This window comes from Methylomonas sp. 11b, assembly GCF_000515215.1.
GTDB lineage: Bacteria > Pseudomonadota > Gammaproteobacteria > Methylococcales > Methylomonadaceae > Methylomonas.
This window is the reverse complement of sequence record NZ_KI911557.1, coordinates 989,491-1,015,865: the sequence shown is the minus strand read 5'-3', so window position 1 is coordinate 1,015,865 and position 26,375 is coordinate 989,491. Positions and strand designations below refer to the sequence as shown.

The window sequence follows — 26,375 nt, the reverse complement described above, 5'->3', positions numbered from 1 at the left end:
AATATCTTACAATTCGGTAGCCCAAGGCTAACTATAATTACTTAGGAGGATCTCATGTTTAAATTTCGTATGCTGGTTTCTGCGATAGCGCTGGCTAGTTCGATGTCTGTTATGGCGGCAGATGCGCTGCCCACCACGGCGCCAGCGCCTGCCAACAACCCAACAACCCCCGAAAAGGTTGAACTGGGCAAAATGCTTTATCACGATCCGCGTCTGTCTTCCACGGGCACCGTTTCTTGCGCGTCTTGTCACAACACCATGCTGGGTGGCGAAGATAATCGGCCAAATTCCATGGGCGTGAATGGCCAAACCGGCGGCCGCAGTGCACCAACGGTCTGGAATGCTGCATTCAACAAAGTGCAATTCTGGGACGGCCGCGCCGACAGCCTGGAAGCGCAAGCGGCAGGTCCAGTCACCAACCCTATCGAAATGGGCATGAAAAGCTGGGATGACGTGGTCGCTCGCTTGAAAACCATTAAAGGCTATCGCCATGCTTTCGAAGTGGCCTTCGGTAGCGATGCCGAAGCCATTACCAAAGACAACGCCACCAAAGCGATTGCCGCCTACGAAAGAACTTTGATCACACCGAATAGCGCTTACGACAAATATGTCAAAGGCGATAAAAGCGCCTTGACCGAACAGCAAGAACGCGGTCTGAAAAAAGCCGTGGAATTGGGCTGCACCGGTTGCCACAGTGGTCCGGCCTTTAACGGCCCAGGGGTATTCCAAAAATTCCCTGTTAACCCTAGCGGCTACTTCGAAGCGCAATACCACTTCCAAAAAGACAAAGGCTTGGCGGAAGTCACCAAAAAAGAAAGCGATGAGCACATGTTTAAAGTTCCGACTCTGCGTAACGTGGCTTTGACTGCACCTTACATGCACAACGGTTCGGTAAAAACCTTGGATAAAGCTGTTTGGTTAATGGGTAAATTGCAATTAAATCAAGAGTTGTCGGATGCCGACGTGGCTGACGTCGTCGCGTTTTTGAATGCGCTGACCGGCGAATTCCCAGAGCAAACCATGCCGCAATTGCCAGGAACACCGGGTTCCAGCTTTAACTGAGCTTTAGCAGGCAGCTAAAGAAAAGGGGCCGAAAGGCCCCTTTTTTTCGGCATGACAACGGCCTTGTGGCGGGCTTAAGCGGCTCAAGGCTAAGTGCACATAATTCCCGGCCTTTAAATGCCTTTTACCCTGAACGTGTCCAAAAGGGCACACCAGCCTTGGCTTCGACGCGCTCAGCCCGAAGGGAATGCCGGTTATCAATAGGGCCGGGTAAACAATGCGTTGAGCTTCGGTGTCAATCCCAAGTTGCTGGGCAAAATCGTGCGTAAAGATTAGATTCGGCGCAGATTTTTGCGCTGTTGGGCGAAGAGGTGGTTTGCGTCATATCTATGCCAGATATTCAGCTTGACAGACTGGCGCAATCTTTGGCGATTAGGGCGCTCCCGCATTTGCGGGAGCGCATTGGTCAAAGTAGGTCAACTTTGAGGTCTATAACGTCACTTTCTACGGGAATGCTCCTGTCTATTTGGCAATAGAACACGGGTCCCTAAGGCTGGCAGCAAATGTTAGCTGGCTTGGCCGGCGGCAGTCGCTTCCGGTACTTCGATCAAACGGCCGGTTTTTACATCGTAAACATAACCGTAAACCGGAATATCGCTGGGCACCAGCGAATGGGCTTTGATCCGTTTGACGTCTTCCAGCACGCTTTCGGCTTGGTTTTTGATGGTCAGCCAGTTGATGTATTTGCCATCTGTCGAGCCGGGGCCTTCGCCGCTGTCATGCCAGCCGGTGGCATCGACGCTGGCGGTTTTCAAACTGCTGGCCAACAAGTCGCTCATGATGTCGTTGGTAAAGGTTTCCATACCGCAGTCGGTGTGGTGAATCACAAACCATTCCTTGGTGCCGAGTAATTTGTAGGAAATAACCAGGGAGCGGATCGCGTCGTCACTGGCGCGGCCGCCGGCGTTGCGGATCACGTGGGCATCGCCTTCGGATAAACCGGCATATTTGGCCGGGTCCAGTCGGGCGTCCATGCAGGTCAGTATGGCAAACTGACGAGCCGGCGGCATTGCCAAGTCGCCTTTGTTGAAACTGGATACATAATCGCGGTTGGCTAATAGTACTTCGTTGTGAATTTTGCTCATAAAAACCTCGGTGGATGAAAAAGCGTCTGGCCTAAACTGCAAACCAGACGGGGTAACGACTATCTCCGGGCGGCATTGTAGCCAAGCGACATTCTGGTTTAAAGAGGCTAATTGGTTTATAAAATATAAACTTTAAGTTTATATTGGATGCTGCGATGGATAAGTTTAACAACATGCGCGTTTTTTGCCGGATTGTCGAGCTCGGGACGTTTTCCGCTGTTGCCAAAGAGTCGAAGCTTTCGACAATGATGATCAGCAAATACATCGCCCAACTGGAAGCTTCACTGGGCGTGGTGCTACTACATCGCACCACTCGCAGTCTAAGCCTGACCAGTGCCGGCGAAGCCTACTACAACCGCAGCAAGCAATTGCTGGAAGACTTGGCCGACTTGGAAGCCTCCACCGCGCAATTGGGCGAGCGGGTGAAAGGCACCATTAAAATCAGCGCGCCTATCGATTTCGGCGGCATGTACATGGTGCCGGCCATCGAACGTTATCTAAAGCAATATCCGGAAGTGAAGATTTTAATGTCGCTGGACAACAAACCGCCGAATTTGCGGGTAGGGAGCATCGACATTTCCTTGCTAGTGACCGATACCTTAGATCCGGGCGTGGTGGCGCGCAAGATTGCCGAGACCGAATTGTGTACCTATGCTTCGCCGGCCTACTTATCGGAAAAAGGCTGTCCGCAAACCATAGACGAACTGAGTAATCACCAATGCCTGCACTATGTCGATACCCCGCACGGCGAATTTTGGCTGTTTAATGTCGACGGCGAACTTAAAAAAATCAAATCCGATTGGGTGCTGGCATCTAATAACGGCCGCGCGCTGTGTCAGGCGGCGGCCCTGGGTATGGGCATCGTGCAAGCGCCGAGATTATCGGTGGCGCCGTATTTACAAAGCGGCGAATTGGTGGAGATCCTCAGTCAATACCGCCGACCGGCGATCGCTATCTACGCCACCTACCTGCAACGGCGGTTTTATCCGGCCAAATTGACGACGTTTATCGATTTTTTGTTGGCGTATTTCGAGCGCTAGCCGGCTTTTGTAGCCTTGATGCAGCGTCAGCGGAATCGAGGGCGTCGGCTGCCGGCAACTAAACCCACATCGGAAATTGAAAGGCGTTGGCCTTCGAAACCTCGCCTCCATCAAGGCAACTTGCTTTCATCAAGCCATTTCAAAGACACCAAATTGTTCATGTGCCGCCTTAAAATTGTCCGCAATCACCGCATGCATAAACAATAATGTCACGCCCCGAGCGGCTTAGCCAACATGGCGGATGATGCTCCGCTCAAAGCATTTAAGCTCGTGCACGCGGTCTTTTGCGAGGGTGTAAGAATTTTTGTGTAAACGGCCCTGAGGTAGGAAACTACCGATCCTGACAAGGAGGAAACCATGACCGTATCATCAAAAGCCATACCGGATGACCTACTCGACGCCTTGATGTCGCACTATCAAAAACCCGAGGACCTGATCGGTGCCAATGGTCTGCTGAAGCAGTTGACCAAAGCGATAGTCGAACGGGCCCTGGAAGCGGAAATGACCGCGCACTTGGGCCACGGTAAGCATGAGGCGGTGACCAACGCCAGCAGCAATGCCCGAAACGGCAAAAGCCGGAAAACGCTGAAAGGTGACTTCGGCGACTTGCCTATCGAGATTCCCCGCGACCGTCATGGCGAATTCGAACCGCAGATCATTCCTAAGCATCAACGGCGCTGGACCGGTTTCGACGATAAGATCATTTCGTTATATGCCCGAGGACTGACGGTACGGGAAATCCAAGCCCATTTATTCGAGCTTTACGGCACCGAGGTATCCCCCACCTTGATTTCCTCGGTGACCGACGCGGTACTCGAAGAGGTGGGCGTCTGGCAAAGCCGCCCGCTGGATCCGATTTACCCGATTGTGTACCTCGACTGTCTGCATACCAAAGTGCGCGATAGTGGCAGCGTGCGGGTCAAGGCCGTCTATCTGGCCATCGGTGTCAATCTGGACGGCCACAAAGAAGTGCTGGGGCTGTGGATTGCCCAAAGCGAAGGCGCCAAATTTTGGTTGCAAGTGGTCACCGAGCTCAAGAACCGTGGCGTCAACGACATCTTTATCGCCTGTGTCGATGGTCTGAAGGGATTTCCGGAGGCTATCGAAACCGTGTTTCCCAAAGCGGCCGTTCAACTGTGTATTGTCCACTTGGTCCGTCATAGCCTCAACTATGTCAGCTACAAAAGGCGCCAGTCGGTTGCCGACGACCTCAAGCAGATTTATCGAGCCGCAACGGCGAGGGAAGCCGAGCAAAAGCTGACCGAATTCGAGGCCAACTGGCTGGAGACCTATCCCACGATCGCCCCCATCTGGCGACGAAACTGGGGGCACATCATCCCTTTTTTTGACTATCCGCCCGAGATTCGCAAGGTGATCTACACCACCAATACCATCGAATCGGTGAATCGAAGTCTGAGAAAAATCATGAAAAACCGCGCGGTCTTCCCCAGTGATGACGCCTTGTCCAAACTGCTCTATTTGGCGTTGCGCAATATCAGCCAAAATTGGACCATGCCCGTCTACGATTGGAAAGCCGCTTTGAATCGGTTTAGTATTCAGTTCGAAGATCGCTTCCCTAGCCATTAAACCAAACTACCGTTTACACAAAATTTGGGACACTCCCAATTGCCCCTGGACTTGAATGCAATGGATCTATGTATTGTTGGCGGGCTTGCGCGGCTATCGGTCAAGAACTGCCTCATGCTGAAGCAATTTCAATGACCTCTAACTGTTCGTTTGCCACTATATAATCGTCCGCAGTCGTAGGATGCATAAGCGATAGCGTCATGCATCGAGGGGATCCTAAGGCGGCGGATGACGCTCCGCTTATCCGCCCTACGGCCCTACCGTTGATAGGCAGGAGCCAGCCAAAAATCGCCGGACGAAACAACTTGCCAATGGCAACCGCCCAACCGATAGCAGACGCAGGGCGTGGTGAGTTTAAGAACCGCACCAATCGCGAATGTTGCAGTGTACGCTGATTACCATCCTACGGCGATAGTCGGCAACCTGGGATTATCGTAGGGCGGAAGCCGACAGGCGTTCCGCCAAAAAGCTGCGAAACCCGGTGTCAACAGATTCCAAAAAGGCGGAACGCCTGTCGGTTTCCGCCTTACGGGTTATGGCTGAAAAATGAAGGAGTTGTCATACCAATTGTTTGTCATCGAGGATTATTGCGCCTAATCGGGTTGATTTCGTTCCGCCGACCTTGGATAGCACTGGGGGAGTTGCCGGCAATGGCTTCTTGATCAGCTGTTTGTGAGCGAAATCAGGATCCCAGAATTTCACGTCCATTCCCGTCATGAATGTACGGTCAAGACTCTGACATGTTTTAAATTTTCCCGCGGACCCGTCACTGTTTACGATGAGGCGACACTCAGAGAAGTCTGTCATTTTTGGGTGAACCAGATAGATACTACTCCAAACCATACCGTCACCCAACTTATCGGTGGTATGGATCAAGAAGATGGCCTTTGAGACTTTATGCTCCATCTTTTTTGCGATATCAAACCCGATAGTTGGCAACATGTCGTTCCAGATCTTACGCATTCGTGAAAATTCGGCGTCTAGACACCTTTCCGAGTAGTCTGGATCTCTGCAAGCTTTCACCGCTTCAGTAAGTTCCTGATAGGCACCCTGGCCGGAGAACCATTGCCAGTAATAAAAGTTATGAGACGAGATACCTGTTCCTGTTAGTTTCATTGTGGTTTACTCAAATTTATTTATAAAATAAATCCTGCGATCAAATCAGCAGTTATCAATACCATTTCAAATGGGATGCCAAGCGAGTGCAGACCTCTGGAGAGATAAGTAAAATCTTGTTTTTACAATGAGTTATCCGACAATCTATGACGAGGCGCAGCGCGTGATTGGGTCTGAATCAGTGATAATTGTTACTATATTTCGTGTGTGTGACGATATATCGTGTCTAAGGCAATGAGTACTCGGGGTCTCTGCTTTGTCCAACACATTCCCTGGGGTACACTGAAAAACTTTACGTTAAGTGCCCCATTTCAATAAAAACTTGGACAAATTCGATTGGCTTATAAACAAGGAATTAAATGGCTTCTGTCCATGATAAAAATCGCGGTGATACTCGGACAGTCTGGGTGTGTTTTTAATGGTTGAAAGATAATTTGGACAAAATGATTCCTTTTGTCCCAAGTGAGAAAACCGACCCCAGGGCCGTAGGGCGGATAAGCGAAGCGTCATCCGCCGATAATGCGTCAATTATCCGAATTACCCACTTCCAACAATGGCAAGTCCAACCCCGCCCAATTTAGCGGATAAATGTCCATCTTGACCAACCGATGAAAACTTGAATATGGCCAATCCTTAACTGTGACTGCCCAACCATGCTTGACCGGGTTGTAATGGATGTAATCCATATGTGCCGCATAGTCGGCATCATTGATAATGGTGTGTTCCCAATATCGACGTTGCCATAACCCTCGCTCGTGGCGTTTTATTCTGATTGCAGAGCGATATTCGGTTTTAGGTATCGCTTTCGAGAAGGCTTTTTTTATCGCTCGCCATCGGTTGGAATATTGATCGTCGCCGGCCGGTAATGTCCAAATCGCATGCATATGGTCAGGCAAAACCACCCAAGCATCGATATGAAATGGCTGCTTTTCCCGGACCACTCGCACCGCTTCTCGTAACTCTCCAATATGCTCGATCAGTAGCGACGATTTCCGTTCAAGCAAGTTAACGGTGAAAAAATAGGTGCCGCCGGGAATGCGATTGCGTCGATAGTTTGGCATTAGAAAAGTTTTACCGATTTGGCGGATGACGCTACGCTTATCCGCCCTCCAGCCAGTTTGAACCACTACTGGGATTAATTGGCTGCTGTAAAGGCTAGACCAGTCGTTCACTAGAAAACCGGGTTCGCCTTCTTTGGGTCGACTAAGTCAATTCGCCCTTTCCAATTTACCTCATTCTACACTTGCACAATCCTATGGGTATTGATGGCCAACAATTCACCTGAATGAACAGCAGTTTTGAATTTGGATACAACTCAATCAGAGTGCAATTTGCTAGAGCGCGGTTGAAAACAGGCCTCCCATTCAGGCGCTAAGCATCAATTCCACTCGCTTACTCATTATTTGCATCACTTGATCGTTGGGTAGGCAAGAGGACTAGAGGGAAAGCCTCGTGTCTTTTCTATTTTGATTCACCGTTCATTGACCAGCTAGCCAGCAACTTTTGATGTTCACTCAAGCTAGGTAAACCCGGTCTCGCCCCTATCCTTGAGCAGCAAAACGCCCCGGCCACACTGGCGTAACGCAATACTTCCATCCAGCTCAAGCCGTTGGTAAGGCCGGAGGCAAAGGCACCGTGGAAGGCGTCGCCGGCGCCGGTGGTGTCTATCGCGACGATAGGCGGCGCGCCTAGGCTGCCGTGCTCCTGACCGCGTTGCCAGATCAAGCCGCGCTCGCCCAGGGTAATAACTACCACCGGGGCAACTTGCGCCAACTTGGATAAGGCAAGATTTTCATCGCCGGCATATTGCACGGCAAACTTTTCCGAACAGACCAGATATTCGACTTTATCCATCAGAGCCAACGTGCCGTCGTGCAGCGAGCCGGCGTCTAACACCGTCGGTACTGGGTGAGTTAACTGATTCAGTAAGCGCAGGGAAATATGCGGTTCGTGCCCATCGAACAACAGCACTTTTGCTGCTAAGGCGTCAAAGTCTATAGCGGTGGCAGGCAAGGCGCTGGTTTGCCCTTTGTAATTGATTAACGCGCGCTGCCCGTTCGGTTTGACCAGCACCGTGGATAACGGCGTTGGCGATGCGCCGCGTACAACAAGTTGGGTATCGACGCCATGGTCTTGCAACTCCCGTAAATGACTGTCGCCGTACACATCAGTACCCAAATAACCGCAAAAACCGGCCTTGCCGCCTAGTTTGGCGACCGTGACGGCGGCGTTGGCAGCTGGTCCACCGCCGCAGCCCAGCAAGTCGTCGGCGACGATTTTTTCATCGGCGCCGGGGTGATGCGGCACGGAAAACACCAAATCGTAACTGGCATGGCCGATACAAAGCACGTCGAGTGGTGTTGATGTCATTGCGCAACGCCCTTGCTGCGGTTGTCCATCCGCCGTAGGAATTCGCCCATGATGGCTTTGTACAATTCATCGCCCAGATACTTGTCTTCTACGCCACTATCGATGCTGGGGTTGTCATTGACTTCAATCACATAGCCTTTGCCGTTGATCTCTTTGACATCGACGCCGTATAGGCCGTTACCTATCGGTTGCGTGGCTCTTAACGCGGCGTCGAGTACGCCTTTGGGTACTTCAAAAGTAGGCAAGGTATCGAAATTGCCGCTGTCGGTACGCTTGGCGCCATGCCGGTAAATCTGCCAATGGTTTTTCACCATGAAGTAGCGACAGGCATACAAGGCTTTTTGGTTGAAAATGCCGATGCGCCAATCAAAATCGGTGTACAAAAATTCCTGGGCCAGCAACAGCGCCGACTGTTCGAATAACTCGGCGACTTTGCTTTCCAGTTCCTGGCGGTTATGCACTTTGACGATGCCGCGCGAAAACGAGCCGTCCGGAATTTTAATCACCACCGGATAACCGGCGATGGCTTCCAGATTGTCCAGGTGTTGGGTATTGCCTTTGTGCAAGATCCAGGTTTTTGGCGAGGGTACTTTATGGGTGCGAAACAGGTCGGCCAGATAGACTTTGTTGGCGCAGCGCAAGATAGACGTCGGGTCGTCGATTACCACCAAGCCTTCTGCTTCGGCTTTTTTTGCGAAACGGTAGGTATGATGGTCGATGGCGGTGGTCTCGCGGATAAACAAACCGTCAAACTCCGGCAGGCGGCCGTAATGATTCAGCGTAATTAACTCCACATCGATACCCAGTTGCCGGCCGGCATCGATAAATTTTTTCAGCGCGCCGCGATTGCTGGGCGGCAGTTGCTCGGAGGGATTGATCAGAATCGCCAAATCGTAACGCGCGGTCTTTCTGGCTCGGCTTTTCCGCCAGACCTTTTTACTAAAGCGATCCAGCGCATCGGCAAATAAGGTCTGCATCGCATCGTCCAGTTGCCTGGGCGAAACGGCTTTAAGATCGGTGATTTGCCATTGCTGGTCAAAGCGCAAAGCAATTTCCAGTATCGGGCAGGCGAAACGCTCGAACAGTAGCCGCGCCAATTCCTGAAAAGCGGGTTCCGGTGTCGTGCCGAAATAGCTGTGCAGGGTAAATTCGCCGTTTTTGTTTTGATGTTTGAAGGCGCGCGCCAGCGGCTGGTTCAAGTCTTCCAGTTGCAGCCGATACAAGGCATTTTTGCCCAAGTCGTTGATGACTTTGACCGAGGGAATCACATGGTGATTGCGGGCCTCGGCCAGCAGCGAACAATAATAGCCGTCGGATAGATAGGTGTAGCTGCTGCACAGGTTTATCACCCGTACCCGTTGATCGGGGTCAGTTTGTTCGCTGGCCAGATAATCTTCAAAGCTGACGACTTGGTCGCTAGGATAATAAGGATTCCAATCCGAAAGGTCGTCAACGACCAGCAGCGTGCTTGCCATGGTAAAAAGTGCCCGGTAGGTTTATGTTAGGCGGGGATTTTGAAACCAGTCGAGTTTTAAGACAAGTCGAATTCTGCAATCCCTGTTAACACTGCCTATTGCTTGCGGCTTGGGGGTTTGCCACACTGTACAATTACTGTCTCCGAACATTTGAGTATGCAGATGAGTTTGTCCCCATTCGGCACCGAAATCGATACCAGCGTATTCCAGGCTAGTTATGCTAGTGCCCGCCAGGCTTGGTTGTCGCTAATCACAGAGATGGAACAGCCGGTGCGGCATGAGATTTATCAATGCGCCGGACTCGGGCCGGACGGCGAATCTTTGCTGACCGATATTGCCTGGATAGGCGATGAAAATGCCGACAACCTAGTCGTGGTCATCGCCGCGACGCACGGCGTGGAAGGCTTTGCGGGCAGCGCGATACAGCTTGATTTGCTGCAAGGGGTAAGCAAGCGCCAGCTGGACATTCCGAGCGACACGGCGATATTGCTGATTCACGCCCTGACGCCTTGGGGTTATGCCTGGTCGCGGCGGTGTGATGCCGACGGTGTGGATTTAAATCGCAATGCGGTGGATTTTTCGCAGTCTTTGCCGGATAACCCTGATTACGACAAACTGCGGGATTGGCTATTCGTGGCGGATGCGGGGCAAAGACAGCAGGCATTTGCCGATTTTACCCAGGAATACGGCAGAGTCGCGTTGGAAAAAGCCATCAGCGGCGGACAATACCGCGACCCGTCCGGGCCGTTTTTTGGTGGCATAGCGCCGGCCCATGGGCGCCTAGTCTGCGAGGATTTGATTCAACGTCACAATCTGGGCCAACGCTGCTTGGCTGTAGTGGATTTGCATACCGGTCTGGGGCCTTATGGCTACGGGGAAATTATTTGTGACCATCAACCCGACAGCGCCGGCGCGGCGGTTGCGCAAAGCTGGTACGGCGATTCGGTGACCTTGCCTTTAGCGGGTACTTCCAGCTCGGTGCCGAAACTGGGCTTGTTGGATTATCTGTGGCACGCGAACATGAATCCGCAAAGTTGTTACGTGACGCTGGAGTTCGGCACTTACAGCACCGACCACTTGTTTGAAATCCTGCTGCGCGATCACCAGCTTTGGGCTTTGGAGGATAATCACGATCAACGTTTCGCTCATAGCATGGTGATGCGCCAGCATTTCTGTCCCAACGATAATGCCTGGCAGGAAATGGTGTTATTTCGCGCTCGGCAAGTGCTGGGTCAGGCGCTGCGCGGAGTATCGTCGTGACCGCTTTACCGGCCTTAGCGAACCAGTTGGCGGTGCGCCCGGCGCAAAGTACCGATCTGGAGGGCTTGGTGGCCTTGGAAAATGCCAGCTTCGCTACCGATAAATTAAGCCGACGCAGTTTTCGGCATTGGTTGAGTTCCGATCATCGCGCGCTGTTGTTAGCCGAATGGGCGGGGCTGGTGGCCGGCTATATTTTGATCATTTATCATCCCGGCACCCGCTTGGCGCGGATTTATTCGCTGGCGGTGGCGCCACAACTACGCGGCAACGGCATAGCCAAGACTTTAATGTTGGCCGGTGAGCAAGCGGCCCGCGACGACGGTCGCCTATATCTGCGCCTGGAAGTTAGCGTGGATAACACCCCGGCCATCCGTTTATACGAGGCACTGGGTTTTCAAAAGTTTGGCTTGTATCGGGATTATTATCAGGATCATAAAGATGCGTTGCGTTACCAAAAACGCATTCGCCGTTACCGCGATACGCCTCAGCATCGCTCGGTGCATTGGCTGCGGCAAACCACGCCGTTTACCTGCGGCCCGGCGGCCTTAATGATGGCGATGCACGCCTTAAATAAAAGTTATTTGCCGTCGCGCGAACAGGAAATCGAGTTATGGCGCGAAGCGACGACGATTTTTATGACCTCCGGGCACGGCGGTTGCCATCCGATAGGTTTGGCGCTGGCGGCCAAGCGTCGAAGGTTCTCAGTGGAAGTCTGGATCAATCAAACCGGCTCCTTGTTTATCGATAGCGTGCGTAGCGAGGATAAAAAGCAAATTGTCGAGTTGGTCGATACCTGCTTCAAGCGCGAAGCGGCGGAGCAGGGCGTGGCGATACATTACGCCAACATTACGCAAAACGATTTGATAGCCGCCTTCGAAGCCGGGGCTATACCTTTAATCTTGATCAGTACCTTTTCGATGGATCGCAAAAAAGCCCCGCATTGGGTAGTGATGAGTGGCTTTGATAAGGATTGTTTGTATATGCATGATTCCGACCCGGACGATGGCCGGCAGAGTGAGCTGGATTGCCAGTTTATTCCGATTGCCCGCGAGGATTTTGATCGCATGTCCTGTTTTGGTAAATCGCGGTTGCGGACGGCGGTCATTGTTTGGCCGAGCGCTTAGTTCGAGCTTTTCATTCTAAGTTGATTGCGCAAGCGTTACAATTGCGGTAACAGCCTATATATTCACGAGACTTTAATTCATGAACAACCAGCGTCACGACGACAGCAAGAAAGTTAAAAATATTGCCGCAGTTTTGTATCTATTGGTGCTGACTTTTCTAGTCGGCGGTTCTTATCTGCATCAGCAGAGTGCGGATACTGCTCAAATCCCGTCAACTACTGCTGTGCAACCCTAAATTCCGCTCGATCAGCATTTTCGGACGCGCTCCGCTGCACCGAAATTGACATTGCCCTGCAACAACAGTACCTTAGCCGGCTTTCTTTTAGAAGCCGTCTTTAAAATTCAGAATCTCAAGAGTCATTAATGGAAGAATTTCATCGCATTAGCCGCCTGCCGCCGTATGTTTTTAATATCGTCAACGAGCTGAAAGCCAAAGCCCGAGCGGAGGGCGAAGATGTCATCGACTTTGGGATGGGGAATCCGGACCAACCCACGCCCAAGCATATTCTCGACAAAATGGTGGAAGTGGCACAGCGTGATGACACGCATCGTTACTCTGTTTCTAAAGGTATTCCGCGTTTGCGCAAAGCCATTTGCGGGTGGTACAAACGCCGTTTTGATGTTGACTTAGACTTTAATACCGAAGCCATCGTCACCATAGGTTCGAAGGAAGGCTTGTCGCATCTGGCTTTAGCCACGCTGGGCCCTGGCGATGTGGTGTTGGTGCCCAATCCGGCTTACCCGATTCATCCGTATGGCGTGGTGATCGCCGGTGCGGATATTCGCCATGTACCTTTGACGCCTGGCGTGGATTTCTTTGAAGAGTTACAAAAAGGCATTGCCGAATGCTGGCCTAAGCCGAAAATGTTGATTTTAAACTTTCCGGGCAATCCGACTTGCCAATGCGTGGAGCTGGATTTCTTCGAGAAAGTGGTGGCGATTTGTAAGGAACATAATATCTGGATCGTCCACGACATTGCTTATGCGGACATCGTGTTCGACGGTTATGTGGCCCCCTCGATTTTGCAGGTGGAAGGCGCGAAAGACATCGCCGTCGAGTTTTTCTCCTTATCCAAAAGTTACAACATGCCCGGTTGGCGGGTGGGATTTATGTGCGGTAACCCAACCTTGGTCGCTGCATTAACGCGGATCAAATCCTACATGGATTACGGTACATTTACGCCTATTCAAGTCGCGGCGATTACTGCTCTTGAAGGTCCGCAGGATTGTGTGAAGGAAATCTGCGATATGTACGAAGCGCGCCGCGATGTGTTGTGCGACGGCTTGAATGCGATGGGTTGGCATGTCGACAAACCGAGGGCGACCATGTTTGTCTGGGCGAAGATTCCGGAAGCCTATCGGGAAATGGGTTCCATCGAATTTGCCAAGAAACTGATCATCGACGCCAAAGTGGCGGTGTCGCCGGGTATCGGCTTCGGACAACACGGCGACGATCACATCCGCTTCAGCTTGATCGAAAACGAGCACCGGACCCGTCAAGCCTTGCGCAGCATCCGCAATATGCTGAAAAAAGACAACGTAGTATAATCGCCGCCATTTTTGGGTATCACGTTAGGAGTCAGGTTTGAAGCCGGTAACAGTTGGGGTTTTGGGATTGGGCACCGTCGGTGGCGGTACCGTCAACGTGTTGAAAAGGAATGCCGGAGAAATCGCGCGCCGGGCCGGCCGTGAAATCGTCGTCACCCGCGCCTCCGCCCGTGATCTAAATCGGACGCGGATTTGTGCAACCGATGGCATTACCTTGACGGCCGATCCGTTCGAGATCGTCAACGATCCTGATATCGATGTGGTCGTTGAGCTGATCGGCGGCTACGATCTGGCTAAACAACTGGTGTTAACGGCGATTGCCAACGGCAAGCATGTCGTGACTGCCAATAAAGCCTTGATTGCCTTGCATGGTAACGAAATCTTCGCGGAAGCCAGTAAAAAAGGCGTGATGGTCTTGTTCGAAGCGGCTGTGGCCGGCGGCATACCGATCATCAAAGCCATCCGCGAAGGTCTGGCCGGTAACCGCATCAAATGGCTGGCCGGCATTATTAACGGTACCGGTAATTTCATCCTCACCGAAATGCGCGACAAGGGCCGCGATTTTGCCGATGTCTTGGCCGAAGCGCAGGCTTTGGGTTACGCTGAAGCCGATCCCACTTTTGATGTGGAAGGTATCGATGCAGGGCACAAGCTGACCATACTGGCTTCGATTGCCTTTGGCATTCCGTTGCAATTTGAAAAAGTGTTTACCGAAGGCATCACTAAAATCACCCGGTTGGATGTCGAATACGCGGAAGCGTTGGGCTATCGGATTAAAAATTTGGGTATCGCTCGTAAAACCGAGGATGGCATCGAACTGCGCGTGCATCCGACCCTAATTCCCAAGCGTCGTCTGATAGCCAATGTCGATGGGGTGATGAATGCTGTACTGGTCTGCGGCGACGCAGTGGGTCCAACCTTATATTACGGCGCCGGCGCCGGAGCGGAGCCGACTGCTTCGGCGGTAGTGGCCGATCTGGTCGATGTGGTCCGAGCGATGACCAGCGATCCGGAAAACCGGGTGCCGCATCTTGCCTTCCAAGCCGATGCGATTGCCGACATTCCGGTGTTGCCTGCCGAGCAAATTAAAACCGCTTACTATCTGCGTCTGACCGCTGAAGACAAGCCCGGCGTGTTGGCGGATGTCACCCGAATTCTAGCTGCGCACAATATCAGCATTGAAGCCCTGATTCAAAAGGAACCGCCGCAAGGCGAGACTTCCGTGCCGATCATCATGTTGACGCAACTAACCTTAGAAAAAGAAATGAACGCCGCGATTGCGGCCATCGAAGCGTTGGCAACAGTCAGCGGTAAAGTGGCACGGATTCGCTTGGAAACTTTAGGATAAATAATGGCCACCCCAACTCGCTACACAGGTATTATCGAACGCTACCGCGACCGCTTGCCGGTCTCCGCCGATACTCGGATCATCAGTCTTTGCGAGGGCAACACCCCGCTGATTCAACTGCAAAACATTCCGCGTTTAATCGGCAAGGATGTTGATATTTACGTGAAGTTCGAAGGTTTGAACCCGACCGGTTCGTTCAAAGATCGCGGCATGACCATGGCCGTGACTAAAGCGGTGGAAGAGGGCAGTCAGGCCATTATCTGCGCCTCGACCGGAAACACCTCGGCTGCTGCTGCTGCGTATGCGGTGCGGGCCGGCATTCGTGCCTTCGTATTGATTCCTGAGGGCAAAATTGCTTTGGGTAAGTTGGCGCAAACCATGATGTACGGAGCCAAGATCATTCAGATCAAAGGCAATTTCGATGCCGGCATGTCTATCGTCAAGGAAATTGCGGATCATGCGCCGGTAACCATCGTTAATTCCATCAATCCATTTCGTATCGACGGCCAAAAAACCGCCGCGTTCGAGATTGTCGATGCCTTGGGCGATGCGCCGGATTTCCATTGCTTGCCCGTGGGTAACGCCGGCAATATCACTGCTTACTGGAAAGGGTATAAGGAATATTCCACTGATAGCGCCACGCATAAAGCCGTGACCAAAAAGCGCCCGGTAATGTGCGGCTATCAAGCGGCAGGCGCCGCGCCGTTTTTAGCCGGCCATCCCGTGGAAAATCCGGAAACGATAGCCACAGCAATCCGCATCGGCAATCCACAATCTTGGGATGGTGCTTGGACTGCGCAGAAACAATCCGGCGGTTGGTTTGCATCGTTTACGGACCCGCAAATACTGGCCGCGCAAAAAATGTTGTCGGCCTATGAGGGGATTTTCTGCGAGCCGGCCTCAGCCACGTCATTGGCCGGTGCCTTGCAGGATATCGCTAACGGCAACATCCCGGAAGGCAGCACGATTGTGTGTACCTTGACTGGCAATGGCATTAAAGATCCCGATACCGCCATTGCGCAATGCAAGGATGACCAGCCAATAACGATAGACGCCTCGCTGGATGCGGTGAAGAAAGCCATTTTGGATTCGATGTGAGTCTGACGATGAGCATCGTAAAGCCGGCAAATGCCGGCTTTTTTATTGTCTGATATGTATCTGCAAAGCGTTAAGAAAGTCATAGTGCCCAGACCGGTGCAGACTAAAAATCCGCACTTTGGCGAGATGGATCCGGTGCTGCAACGCATTTTTTCCTGCCGGGGCGTACAGGGCGCGGAAGAACTTGATCGTAGTCTGGCTAGTTTACCTTCGCCGTGGTTACTGACCGGCATGAAGGAGATGGTCGAGCATTTGGTTCTGGCTATCAAACAACGGCAAAAGATTACTGTGGTCGCCGATTTCGATGCCGATGGCGCCACCAGTTGTGCCTTGGCCTTGAAGGGTTTGAGCTTGTTGGGGGCCGGTGCGGTGGATTTTGTGGTGCCCAATCGTTTTGAATACGGATACGGTCTGACTCCGGAAATCGTTGAGCTGGTGAAACGGCAAGCTCCCGACGTTATCGTCACTGTGGATAATGGTGTTTCCAGTATTGATGGCGTCAAAACTGCCAAGGCCGCTGGCATCAAAGTTTTGATTACCGATCATCATTTACCGGGTCTTGAATTGCCGGCTGCCGATGCGATGGTTAATCCCAATTTGCCCGACGATAAGTTTCCTAGCCGGCATATCGCTGGTGTGGGTGTGATGTTTTACATCTTAATGGCCTTGCGGATTCGCTTGCGCGAATTGCATTGGTTTGAAAAATCCGGCATCGCCGAACCGAATCTGGCGCGTCTGCTGGATTATGTGGCCTTGGGCACCGTGGCGGACGTGGTGGCTTTGGATCAGGTCAACCGGATCTTGGTGCATCAAGGTTTGCTGCGAATTCGCTCCGGGCAATGTCAGCCGGGTATCAAGGCCTTGGCCGAAGTCGCTGGCAAGCAATTGGCCGGGATACACGCCAGTGATCTGGGGTTTTCGATTGCGCCGCGCTTGAACGCTGCCGGGCGGATGGACGATATGTCTTTGGGTATCCAGTGTTTGCTGACAGACGATGCGGGACTGGCGCATGACATTGCCGAGCAATTGCATGCTTTGAACCAAGACAGAAAAGAAGTCGAAGGCCAGATGAAAACCGAGGCGATGGCTTTACTGTCCGAAATGAAAGCCCTTGACGATAAACATGTGCCGGCAGGGGTTTGTCTGTACGACGGCAATTGGCATCAGGGCGTGATTGGTATCCTGGCATCGCGGATCAAAGACCGCTTACACCGGCCGGTGATCGCGTTTGCGCCAGCCGACAACGGCGATATTAAGGGTTCGGCACGTTCCATCAATGGCGTGCATATTCGCGATGTGCTCAGTGAGATTGCGGCCAAGCATCCGCAGATTTTAAGCAAATTCGGCGGCCACGCGATGGCAGCGGGTTTGACGATTAAATTGCATGACTATCCGCATTTCGCGTTGGCTTTTGCCGAGACGGTTGCAGCGAAACTGGAATTAGTAGATCTGGAACAGAAGGTCTATTCCGACGGCGAACTGGACGAGCAACACATGACCTTAGCCTTCGCGGAAGTGCTGCAGCATGCGGCGGTATGGGGGCAAAACTTCCCTGAGCCGGTATTCAATGGGGTGTTCGATGTGATCCAATGCCGGATTGTTGGTCAGCAGCATTTGAAGTTTGTGCTCCGTTTGCCGTTCAGCGGCCAGTTACTGGATGGGATAGCGTTTTTTGCCGATCACCCCGAGAAATGGTTGGGTTGCCGGAAAATCAACGCGGCGTATAAGCTGGATATTAACGAATTTCGCGGGCAACGCAGCCTGCAACTGTTGTTGCATTATCTGGAGAAATGGGAGTAACAGCCTATGTCTGAGAGATTGTTACGCTGGATAGACGGACATACACTGGCTTTGCTGTTGGCGATTATGCTGTTGCGCGGCGGATTTTTGCTGATCAACGGTTTTGATTTGATCGGCGACGAAAGCTATTACTGGGATTGGTCGCGGCAACCGGATTGGTGCTATTACAGCAAGCCGCCCATGATAGCTTGGTTGATCGGCGCCTTTACCTGGCTATTGGGCGATTACACGTTTACCGTGCGCTTGCCGGCGCTGCTGTTGGGTACGGTTTTTCTGTGGTTTTTTCACGCGACCGCAAAGGCCTTTTACGGTGCACGCGGTGGCGCTTTGGCGCTGCTGCTGGTGTTGGCAACGCCGATCAATGTGCTGGCCAACTTTCTGATGACCATCGATGCGCCGCTGTATTGTTTCTGGATGATGACCGTGTATTTCTTAAGGCGGGCGTTGTTCGACCAGCAAGCGCGCGCCTGGTGTTGGGCTGGATTGGCCAGTGCCGCCGCCTTGCTCAGCAAGCAATCTGCATTGATCTTGCCGTTAATGTTGCTGATCTTTTTAGCCGTGGATGAGCAACGCCGTGGTTTGTTGAAAAAAGAGTTTCTGGTTTATTTAAGCCCTATCGTCATCGCGGCAGTGCCGATTTTATGGTGGAACCAACAGCACGATTGGGTGATGTTCGGGCATAGCAAAGGCCATTTCGGTAACCATGAACCGGTAAGCGTGCTTAAGCATTTACAATGGGCCAGAGATTTTCTGTTGTATCAGCTTTTGTTGGTCTCGCCAGTGCTGTTTGTGTTGGTGGTGATGAGCAGCACGCAAGCGGCGTTTAACTTCAAACGTTTGTCGGCCGAACAAAGGTTTTTGTTACTAATGGGCCCAGCCTTGTTATTGGGCGTTTTGCTACTCAGTGTGCTGCAAAAAGCCCAAGGCAATTGGCCTATGCCGTTTTATTTTGCCGGCTTGATATTGCTGGCCGGCAACTGGTTGGCGGGGGCCTGGAAAAAGACCATGAAATACGGCATCGGGCTGGGTTTGGCGATGGTACTGTTGACCTATTCGCTGCCTATCGTGTTACAAGTTTTAAAACTGCAAAACACCGCGTTTGATCCCACCAAGCGTTTCAACAGCTGGCAGGAATTGGCGATTAACGTGCATTTCGAGCGCTTGATCAGTTTACCCAACTTGGATAATACCTTTGTGGTAGCCTTGGGCCATCGTTATCTGGCGAGCGAGTTGGCGTTTTATTTACCCGATCACCCGAAGGTTTATCGCTACGAACCCAGTGGCTTGGTGGCATCGCAATACGAAGTCTGGCCCGGTCCGCATGCGTTTGTTGGCAAAAACGGCTTTGTGATGGGTGAAACCCCGGAGGAAAACGTACCCGCAGAATTGAAAGCGGCGTTTCAAAATTTTCGGTTCTTGGCGCAAATTCCCAATCCTGCCAAGCCAAATTCCCCGTATTACCTGTATTTAGGTGAAAACCTGAAGTTTTGGCCGGAAACCGTCCGGCTAACATCGGATAAGGAAAGCTATGCCCCATCTGAAAATTAGACGCGCGCGCACAGAACTAATGCTCGTGTTGCTATTGGCGGCACTGACGACACTATTGTTTGGGCTGACAGATCTGGATTTGCGCTTGGCGGCTTTGTTTTATCATCCGGAAAATCCCGGTGATGTCTGGCCGACCCAGCATTGGTGGCCCTGGAAGCTATTGTATGACTATGCTTTTCCGTTCACCTTGTGGGCCGGTCTGATAGCGTTGGCGGTTTATGTCCTGAGTCATTTTTATGCTTACACGCAACGTTTTCGCAGGAAGGCCTTATATATTCTGCTGGTCATTGCTTTAGGTCCGGGCCTGGTAGTTAATCTTATTGTTAAGGATCATTGGGGAAGACCCCGGCCGGTGCATGTCAGCCAGTTCGGTGGCGAGCATCAGTATGTACCACCAGCAAAATTCGGTCACACCCCGGACAAATCATTCGTCTGCGGCCATTGCTCGGTAGGCTATACATTTTTTGTATTGTATTTTCTGTCGCAAAACCACAAAGTCATTTATTTTCTGTTGACAATAGTGCTGGCTTGGACCTTGGGCTTTACCCGGATGACCTCGGGCGGGCATTTTGCGTCGGATATTTTGTGGTCCGGATATCTGGTGTTTTTGGTGGCCTATGCCTTGTATTACGGTTGGTATATTCGCATAAAACCGGATACGAAGATCACGTAATGACGGTGGCAATCAGGATTTGGGTGGATGCGGACGCCTGTCCCAATTTGATAAAAACGGTATTGTTTCGCGTCGCCCAAAAAAGACAGCTGGAATTGCTGCTGATCGCCAATCAAAGCATAGCCGCGCCGCCATCCCGCTATATCAAATCCATTCGCGTCAGCGGCGGTTTCGATGTGGCTGATGATTATATCGTCGAGCATCTGCGGGCTGGTGATGTGGCGATTACCGGCGATATTCCGCTGGCCGCAAAAATCATAGCCAAACAGGGTTTTGTGATTAACCCGCGCGGCGAAGCTTACACGGCGGAGAATATCGGCGAGAAACTGGCCATGCGCGATTTCATGGAGGGCTTGCGTGATAACGGTTTGGCAGTCGGTGGTGCCGCGGCTATGACGGCCAAAGATGTCCAAAATTTCGCCAACGCGCTAGATAGACTTCTGGTCGCCCGGCAAATATAACAAGCTGAGTTTTCAGGGTTAGCTTGATATAATGGCAAAGTTTTATTTACCTAAACACGAGAGATTTGCATGATTCAAGGTAGTATCGTTGCGCTGGTAACCCCGATGATGGAAGACGGTGCGGTGGATGAAGTCAGTCTGAAAAAGCTGGTCGAATTTCACATAGAGCAGGGGAGCGACGCATTGGTTGCGGTCGGCACGACGGGTGAATCGGCAACTCTCGACGAAGACGAACATTGTGCGGTCATCAAGTTTATCGTCGATTGTGTGGCGGGCCGGATACCGGTTATCGCTGGCACCGGTGCCAATTGCACCCGCGAGGCGATTCGTCTGACCCAAAAAGCTAAGGAAGTTGGGGCAGATGCCTGTTTGTTGGTCACACCTTATTACAACAAGCCGACTCAGGAAGGTTTGTATCTGCATTACAAAGCCATCGCCGAAGCAGTCGATATTCCGCAAATCCTGTACAACGTACCGGGGCGTACTGCCTGCGACTTGTTGCCGGAAACCGTGGGTAGACTCGCGAAAATCGACAACATCGTTGGCGTGAAAGAAGCGACCGGCAAGTTGGAAAGGGTTAAACAGATCCGGGATTTGACCGGCGACGATTTTGCGCTGTATACCGGCGACGACGCCACCAGCTGTGAATTTTGTTTGTTGGGTGGCAACGGCAGCATCACCGTAACCGGCAACGTGGCACCGAAACTGGTCCATGAAATGTTGGCAGCGGCGATGGCAGGTGATCGCGCGACTGCCGAGGCGATAGACGCCAAATTGACCGGTTTACATAGCAGTCTATTCATTCAATCCAATCCCATCCCCGTGAAATGGGCAGTAGCTGAAATGGGTTTGATGGGCCAAGGCATCCGTTTGCCTTTGACTTGGCTGACCGAGGACTGTTTCGCTACCGTACGTGCGGCGATGCATCAAGCCGGCGTTTTATAATCATGAAAACTCGCCTATACGGTCGTGTGGTGCTGGTCTCGGCGTTGCTGTTCAATGCCTCGTGCAGCACCATCAAGAGCTGGTTTCCGGATAAGGAAAGAGATTATCAATTTACTACCGAAATCCCCGAATTAGTCGTCCCGGATGATCTGAAAACCAAGACCTTGGCGACGCGTCCGGTAAGCAATGCTCCGGAACCTGCACCAGAGCCGGTGCGGCAGGAGCCTGTCCAATCTGCGGCAGTCGCGGATGCCGTCGAACCCGTACCCAGCAAGCCGGAGAAGACCGAAACAAAAGAGACTGTATCGGCAGCAGCTGGCTCCGGGCGTAGCGTGCAAGCAGCCGGCAGCAGTGGTGTCAGCAGTTTACAAATCGATCAATCGTCCACTCAAGCGTGGTGGATAGTCGGTAAAGCCTTGAGCCGGCAAAAATTGGAAGTGGTCGAACGGAATATGGATAAAGGCTATTTCTTCGTAAAATACGACCCTGACGCTATTAAGCCGGAAGACGGTTCCATTCTGGACGAAGTCACTTTTTTATTCGGCGACGATCCTAGCCAGGAACAAGAATACCGGGTAAGTCTGCATCAACTCGATGAACTGCTGACCGAAGTGACCGTGCAAGATAGTGACGGTAAGACCCTGTCAAATGCCGCTGCCACCTCCTTGCTCAGATTAATCACCGAAGGCATCAACCAGGATATACCCAGCAGCACCCCCGACAAGTCGGATGGCGCGGCCGATAGTGCAGCCGCCCCATAAAATCGCCGCATTGCTTGCGGTTTGGGGCTTACCGCGTTGTACGTTCGGAATGTCCCGTATTTATCTCTTTCAGCTATAAAAATCGACTCAAACACAGCCCATGTTGACCCTATCCGGAACCTCCGCTCTTTCCCGTTTTCGCATTGAAAAGCTGCTGACCGAACTACAGACAGTCGCCGGCAGCATTACTGCCGTTACTGCCCGGTTTCAGCATTTCATACAAATCGATGGGCAGCTATCCGCAGAGCAATCGGCGATGCTGGAACGCTTGCTCGATTACGGCCAAAGCGATGAAAACAGCGAAAATGCGGCGGTGGAAGGGAGCGGCGAATCGCCTGAATCCCCGTTTTTCTCCTTGTGGGTGGTGCCGCGTTTGGGCACTATTTCGCCTTGGTCCAGTAAGGCTTCGGAAATAGCCGAGCGTTGCGGCCTGTCGGCGGTAAAACGCATTGAGCGCGGTATCGAATATCGCTTTACCACTACCGATACTTTGAGCGATGCCGTTAAACACCAACTGGCGGCTTTACTGCACGATAGAATGATCCAACAAGTGGTTTACGATCAGGCTGAACTTGATTTGTTTGCCGAGTACGATCCCCAGCCCTTACAAACCGTGGCTATCATCGAGCAGGGCAGGGATGCGTTGGTTAAGGCCAACGCTGAATTAGGCATGGCCTTGTCTACCGATGAGATCGATTATTTGACCGAGAGCTTCATCAATTTAGGCCGTAACCCGACCGATGTGGAACTGATGATGTTCGCTCAGGCCAACTCTGAGCATTGCCGGCATAAAATTTTCAACGCCAGTTGGACGATAGACGGCGAAGAGCAAGCCAAGTCTTTGTTCGCGATGATCCGCAATACTCACACTCTAAACCCGCAAGGTGTGCTGTCGGCCTACAGCGACAACTCGTCGGTGTTGGAAGGCCCTACAGCCAAGGTGTTCATCCGCGATGCAGCTAATAACTACGCCTACGGTTATGTAGAAGAACAGGCGCACATGTTGATGAAGGTGGAAACCCACAACCATCCGACTGCGATTTCCCCGCATCCCGGCGCAGCAACCGGTTCCGGCGGCGAGATTCGCGACGAAGGCGCCACCGGTCGCGGTTCGGCGACCAAGGCCGGCTTGACCGGTTTCAGCGTCTCGCATCTGAAAATCCCCGGCTTTTCTCAACCCTGGGAAGCGGATTACGGCAAGCCGGAGCGCATCGTCTCGGCGTTGGACATCATGCTGGAAGGGCCAATCGGCGGCGCGGCGTTCAATAACGAATTCGGCCGGCCCAATATCGCCGGTTATTTCCGCAGTTTCGAACAACCGGCTGAAACTGGCGAAGCGAACCAATATCGCGGCTACCATAAACCCATCATGATTGCCGGCGGCATGGGCAACATCCGGCCGATGCTGGTCGATAAGCAGGCGATTCCGGCAGGTTCCTTAATCATCATCCTGGGCGGTCCGGCCATGTTGATCGGCTTGGGCGGCGGCGCGGCCTCCTCGCAAACCTCCGGAGAAAGTGCGGCGGAACTGGATTTTGCCTCGGTGCAACGCGAAAACCCGGAAATGGAGCGCCGTTGCCAGGAAGTGATCAACCACTGTAATTCCTTGGGCGAAGATACGCCTATCGTCTCTATCCACGACATAGGCGCCGGCGGTTTGTCCAACGCGGTGCCGGAAATTATTCACGATTGTGATCGGGGCGGCCGTTTTGAATTGCGCAAGGTGCAGAACGCCGACAAGGGTATGTCGCCGATGCAAATCTGGTGCAACGAAGCCCAGGAACGCTATGTGGTGGCTATCAAACCTGAGTCGCTGGAACTGTTCGAATCTTTTTGCAAACGCGAACATTGTCTGTATGCGGTAATCGGCGAAGCGACTGATGCCGAGCATCTGACGCTGAGCGACGAATGGCTTGGGGGTAAACCGGTTGATCTGCCGATGTCGGTATTGTTCGGCAAGCCGCCGAAAATGCATAGAAACGTGCAGCGTTTGACCAAGAATTTGCCTGACTTGCAACTGGACAAAGTCGAATTGGCCGAAGCGGTGAAACGGATCTTGGCGTTTCCGGCCGTCGCGGACAAGAGCTTCTTGATTCACATCGGCGACCGCTCAGTGACCGGGCTCGTCGCTCGCGACCAGATGGTCGGTCCTTGGCAAGTGCCTGTAGCTGACGTCGCGGTCACGGCTTCCGGCTTTTATGCCCACACTGGCGAAGCGATGGCGATGGGCGAACGCACGCCATTGGCCTTAATTGACGGCCCGGCTTCCGGCCGTATGGCGATAGGTGAGGCTTTGACCAACTTGGCGGCGGCTCGCATAGGCAAGCTTAATGATGTCAAATTGTCCGCCAATTGGATGGCTGCTTGCGGCAGCCCCGGCGAAGACGCGGCGCTGTTTGATACCGTTAAGGCAGTAGGCATGGAATTGTGCCCGGAATTGGGCATTGCGATTCCGGTCGGCAAGGATTCGCTGTCTATGAAAAGCGTCTGGCATGACAAGACCATGACCTCGCCGCTGTCTTTGATTATCACCGCCTTCGCGCCGGTGCATGACGTTCGTTGTACACTCACTCCCGAGCTGAAAAATGCCGATAGCGTGTTGCTGTTGATCGATCTTGGCCGGGGCAAGAACCGTCTCGGTGGTTCGGTGCTGGCCCAAGTTTACAATCAGCTCGGCAACCAGGCACCGGATCTGGACGACGCCGGTTTGTTCAAGCGTTTCTTCGATACTATTCAAGCCTTGAACGAACAGGGGCTGATTCTGGCTTATCATGATCGGTCGGATGGCGGCTTGCTGGCGACGGTAGCCGAAATGCTGTTCGCCAGTCGTAAGGGCGTCGATCTGGATATTTCCGATTTGGGTAGCGATGTATTGGCGGCCTTGTTCAACGAAGAGTTGGGCGCAGTGCTGCAAGTGAAAACGGCGGAATTGGATCATGTCGCACGAATACTGGATCAGGCAGGACTCGACGAATTCACCCATATTGTCGGTAAATTAAGCTCTGATCAAAGGTTGCGTATCGTTCGGAACGGCGACGAAATCTACAGTGCTGAGCGTGCGGCATTGCAACAAACCTGGTCGGAAGTCAGCTTTAGGATGCAGGCCTTGCGCGACAATCCGGATTGTGCCCAGCAACAATTCGAGCGTATCGCCGACGACAACGACCCAGGCTTGTCGGCTCAGTTGACTTACGATATCAACGACAATGTCGCTGCGAGATTCGCGGATGCGGTCCGACCCAAAGTCGCGATTTTGCGGGAGCAAGGTGTCAACGGCCATGTGGAAATGGCGGCGGCCTTCGATAGAGCTGGTTTCGCGGCAATTGACGTACATATGACCGACATCATCGGCGGCCGTGTGTCGCTGGCGGATTTTACCGGTCTGGTGGCTTGTGGCGGTTTTTCGTATGGTGACGTGCTCGGTGCGGGCGGCGGCTGGGCCAAATCGATTTTATTCAACCCGAAAGCGCGTGATGAATTTGCCGCGTTTTTTGCGCGTCCCGATACGTTTGGTTTGGGTGTTTGCAACGGTTGTCAGATGATGTCCGGCCTGAAGGAGATTATTCCTGGCGCTGAACACTGGCCGCAGTTCAAACGCAATCTATCTGAACAATTCGAGGCGCGGGTAGCGTTGGTCAAAGTGCAGGCTTCACCGTCGATCTTTTTTCAAGGCATGGCTGGCTCTATGCTGCCGGTCGTGGTGGCGCATGGGGAAGGCCGCGCCGAGTTCGATTCCCAAAACCCTGCCGGAGCCGAAGTTGCGATCAGTTATGTCGATAACTACGGCAATGAAACCGAAGCCTTTCCGGCCAACCCGAACGGCTCGCCGCTTGGCATTACCGGTTTAACCACCGCCGACGGTCGTTTTACCATCATGATGCCGCATCCGGAGCGTTGCTTCAGAGCGATACAAAACTCCTGGCATCCGGCTGAGTGGCTGGAAGAGGGGGCGTGGTTGCGGATGTTCAGAAATGCCCGGGTTTGGGTAGGCTGAGTCAAGGCCGAGGCTTTCGTTTGCTTAAATATGAATCCTTTAGCGTCGAGTTGGTGTACGACATATCCTGAGCCCTCTAT

At 52.5% G+C, this 26,375-nt stretch carries 21 protein-coding genes; 16 read left to right on the top strand and 5 right to left on the bottom strand.

The genetic code is table 11. The features are described 5' to 3' along the window. Nucleotides 1-54 precede the first annotated feature (54 nt). Entirely contained in the window at nt 55-1,062 is a 1,008-nt protein-coding gene (locus METH11B_RS0104710) for a cytochrome-c peroxidase (protein ID WP_026601029.1), read from the top strand. Between the two features lie 506 nt (nt 1,063-1,568). Here METH11B_RS0104710 and METH11B_RS0104705 read toward each other — a convergent pair. Beyond that, on the bottom strand, nt 1,569-2,147 hold the full coding sequence (locus METH11B_RS0104705) for a beta-class carbonic anhydrase (RefSeq protein WP_026601028.1): 579 nt from the start codon (nt 2,145-2,147) through the stop codon (nt 1,569-1,571). Nucleotides 2,148-2,302: 155 nt separating this feature from the next. Between METH11B_RS0104705 and METH11B_RS0104700 the strand changes: the two genes are divergently transcribed. Both METH11B_RS0104700 and METH11B_RS0104695 read left to right on the top strand, forming a co-directional pair. Further along, the gene (locus tag METH11B_RS0104700) at nt 2,303-3,187 is read left to right on the top strand and encodes a LysR family transcriptional regulator (RefSeq protein WP_026601027.1); all 885 of its coding nucleotides are present in this window, start codon (nt 2,303-2,305) and stop codon (nt 3,185-3,187) included. Nucleotides 3,188-3,544: 357 nt separating this feature from the next. Then, a complete protein-coding gene (locus METH11B_RS0104695; RefSeq protein WP_026600850.1) occupies nt 3,545-4,774 on the top strand; it encodes an IS256 family transposase in 1,230 nt (409 codons plus the stop codon). A 558-nt stretch (nt 4,775-5,332) separates the two neighbouring features. On the opposite strand, the gene METH11B_RS0104690 is transcribed toward METH11B_RS0104695, so the two are convergent. The 4 genes from METH11B_RS0104690 to METH11B_RS0104675 form a co-directional block, all read right to left on the bottom strand. Beyond that, a complete protein-coding gene (locus tag METH11B_RS0104690; protein ID WP_026601026.1) occupies nt 5,333-5,890 on the bottom strand; it encodes a hypothetical protein in 558 nt (185 codons plus the stop codon). 524 nt (nt 5,891-6,414) lie between these two features. Further along, entirely contained in the window at nt 6,415-6,951 is a 537-nt protein-coding gene (locus METH11B_RS0104685; protein ID WP_036276871.1) for an REP-associated tyrosine transposase, read from the bottom strand. Between the two features lie 400 nt (nt 6,952-7,351). Beyond that, a complete protein-coding gene (locus tag METH11B_RS0104680; RefSeq protein WP_026601024.1) occupies nt 7,352-8,260 on the bottom strand; it encodes a carbohydrate kinase family protein in 909 nt (302 codons plus the stop codon). Beyond that, a complete protein-coding gene (locus METH11B_RS0104675; protein WP_026601023.1) occupies nt 8,257-9,735 on the bottom strand; it encodes a RimK family protein in 1,479 nt (492 codons plus the stop codon). Before METH11B_RS0104675 ends, METH11B_RS0104680 begins: the two co-directional genes overlap by 4 nt. 162 nt (nt 9,736-9,897) lie before the next feature. On the opposite strand from METH11B_RS0104675, the gene METH11B_RS0104670 reads away from it, so the two are divergent. The 13 genes from METH11B_RS0104670 (at nt 9,898) to purL (ending at nt 26,295) form a co-directional block, all read left to right on the top strand. Beyond that, the gene (locus tag METH11B_RS0104670) at nt 9,898-10,995 is read left to right on the top strand and encodes a DUF2817 domain-containing protein (protein WP_026601022.1); all 1,098 of its coding nucleotides are present in this window, start codon (nt 9,898-9,900) and stop codon (nt 10,993-10,995) included. After that, complete coding sequence (locus tag METH11B_RS0104665) at nt 10,992-12,119, top strand: GNAT family N-acetyltransferase/peptidase C39 family protein (RefSeq protein WP_026601021.1); 1,128 nt, start codon at nt 10,992-10,994, stop codon at nt 12,117-12,119. Before METH11B_RS0104670 ends, METH11B_RS0104665 begins: the two co-directional genes overlap by 4 nt. Nucleotides 12,120-12,198: 79 nt before the next feature. Then, a complete protein-coding gene (locus tag METH11B_RS29370; RefSeq protein WP_197026928.1) occupies nt 12,199-12,354 on the top strand; it encodes a hypothetical protein in 156 nt (51 codons plus the stop codon). A 128-nt stretch (nt 12,355-12,482) separates the two neighbouring features. Then, on the top strand, nt 12,483-13,667 hold the full coding sequence (gene alaC, locus METH11B_RS0104655) for an alanine transaminase (RefSeq protein WP_020481479.1): 1,185 nt from the start codon (nt 12,483-12,485) through the stop codon (nt 13,665-13,667). 37 nt (nt 13,668-13,704) lie between these two features. Next, nucleotides 13,705-15,015, top strand: coding sequence for a homoserine dehydrogenase (locus tag METH11B_RS0104650; protein ID WP_036275601.1), 1,311 nt, complete (start codon nt 13,705-13,707; stop codon nt 15,013-15,015). A gap of 3 nt (nt 15,016-15,018) precedes the next feature. Next, nucleotides 15,019-16,113, top strand: a complete 1,095-nt coding sequence (gene thrC / locus METH11B_RS0104645; protein WP_026601019.1) for a threonine synthase — start codon at nt 15,019-15,021, stop codon at nt 16,111-16,113. Between the two features lie 54 nt (nt 16,114-16,167). Then, the gene (recJ, locus tag METH11B_RS0104640; protein ID WP_036276862.1) at nt 16,168-17,913 is read left to right on the top strand and encodes a single-stranded-DNA-specific exonuclease RecJ; all 1,746 of its coding nucleotides are present in this window, start codon (nt 16,168-16,170) and stop codon (nt 17,911-17,913) included. A 6-nt stretch (nt 17,914-17,919) separates the two neighbouring features. Further along, the gene (locus METH11B_RS0104635; protein WP_026601017.1) at nt 17,920-19,461 is read left to right on the top strand and encodes an ArnT family glycosyltransferase; all 1,542 of its coding nucleotides are present in this window, start codon (nt 17,920-17,922) and stop codon (nt 19,459-19,461) included. Nucleotides 19,462-19,480: 19 nt separating this feature from the next. After that, nucleotides 19,481-20,134 carry a phosphatase PAP2 family protein gene (locus METH11B_RS0104630; protein WP_231499585.1) on the top strand — a complete coding sequence of 218 codons (654 nt, stop codon included), beginning with the start codon at nt 19,481-19,483 and terminating at the stop codon, nt 20,132-20,134. Next, nucleotides 20,134-20,595, top strand: coding sequence for a YaiI/YqxD family protein (locus METH11B_RS0104625; RefSeq protein ID WP_026601015.1), 462 nt, complete (start codon nt 20,134-20,136; stop codon nt 20,593-20,595). Before METH11B_RS0104630 ends, METH11B_RS0104625 begins: the two co-directional genes overlap by 1 nt. 69 nt (nt 20,596-20,664) lie before the next feature. Then, the gene (gene dapA, locus METH11B_RS0104620) at nt 20,665-21,540 is read left to right on the top strand and encodes a 4-hydroxy-tetrahydrodipicolinate synthase (protein WP_026601014.1); all 876 of its coding nucleotides are present in this window, start codon (nt 20,665-20,667) and stop codon (nt 21,538-21,540) included. A 2-nt stretch (nt 21,541-21,542) separates the two neighbouring features. Further along, nucleotides 21,543-22,301 carry an outer membrane protein assembly factor BamC gene (bamC, locus tag METH11B_RS0104615; RefSeq protein WP_026601013.1) on the top strand — a complete coding sequence of 253 codons (759 nt, stop codon included), beginning with the start codon at nt 21,543-21,545 and terminating at the stop codon, nt 22,299-22,301. Nucleotides 22,302-22,401: 100 nt separating this feature from the next. Beyond that, entirely contained in the window at nt 22,402-26,295 is a 3,894-nt protein-coding gene (gene purL / locus METH11B_RS0104610; RefSeq protein ID WP_026601012.1) for a phosphoribosylformylglycinamidine synthase, read from the top strand. Nucleotides 26,296-26,375 lie beyond the last annotated feature (80 nt).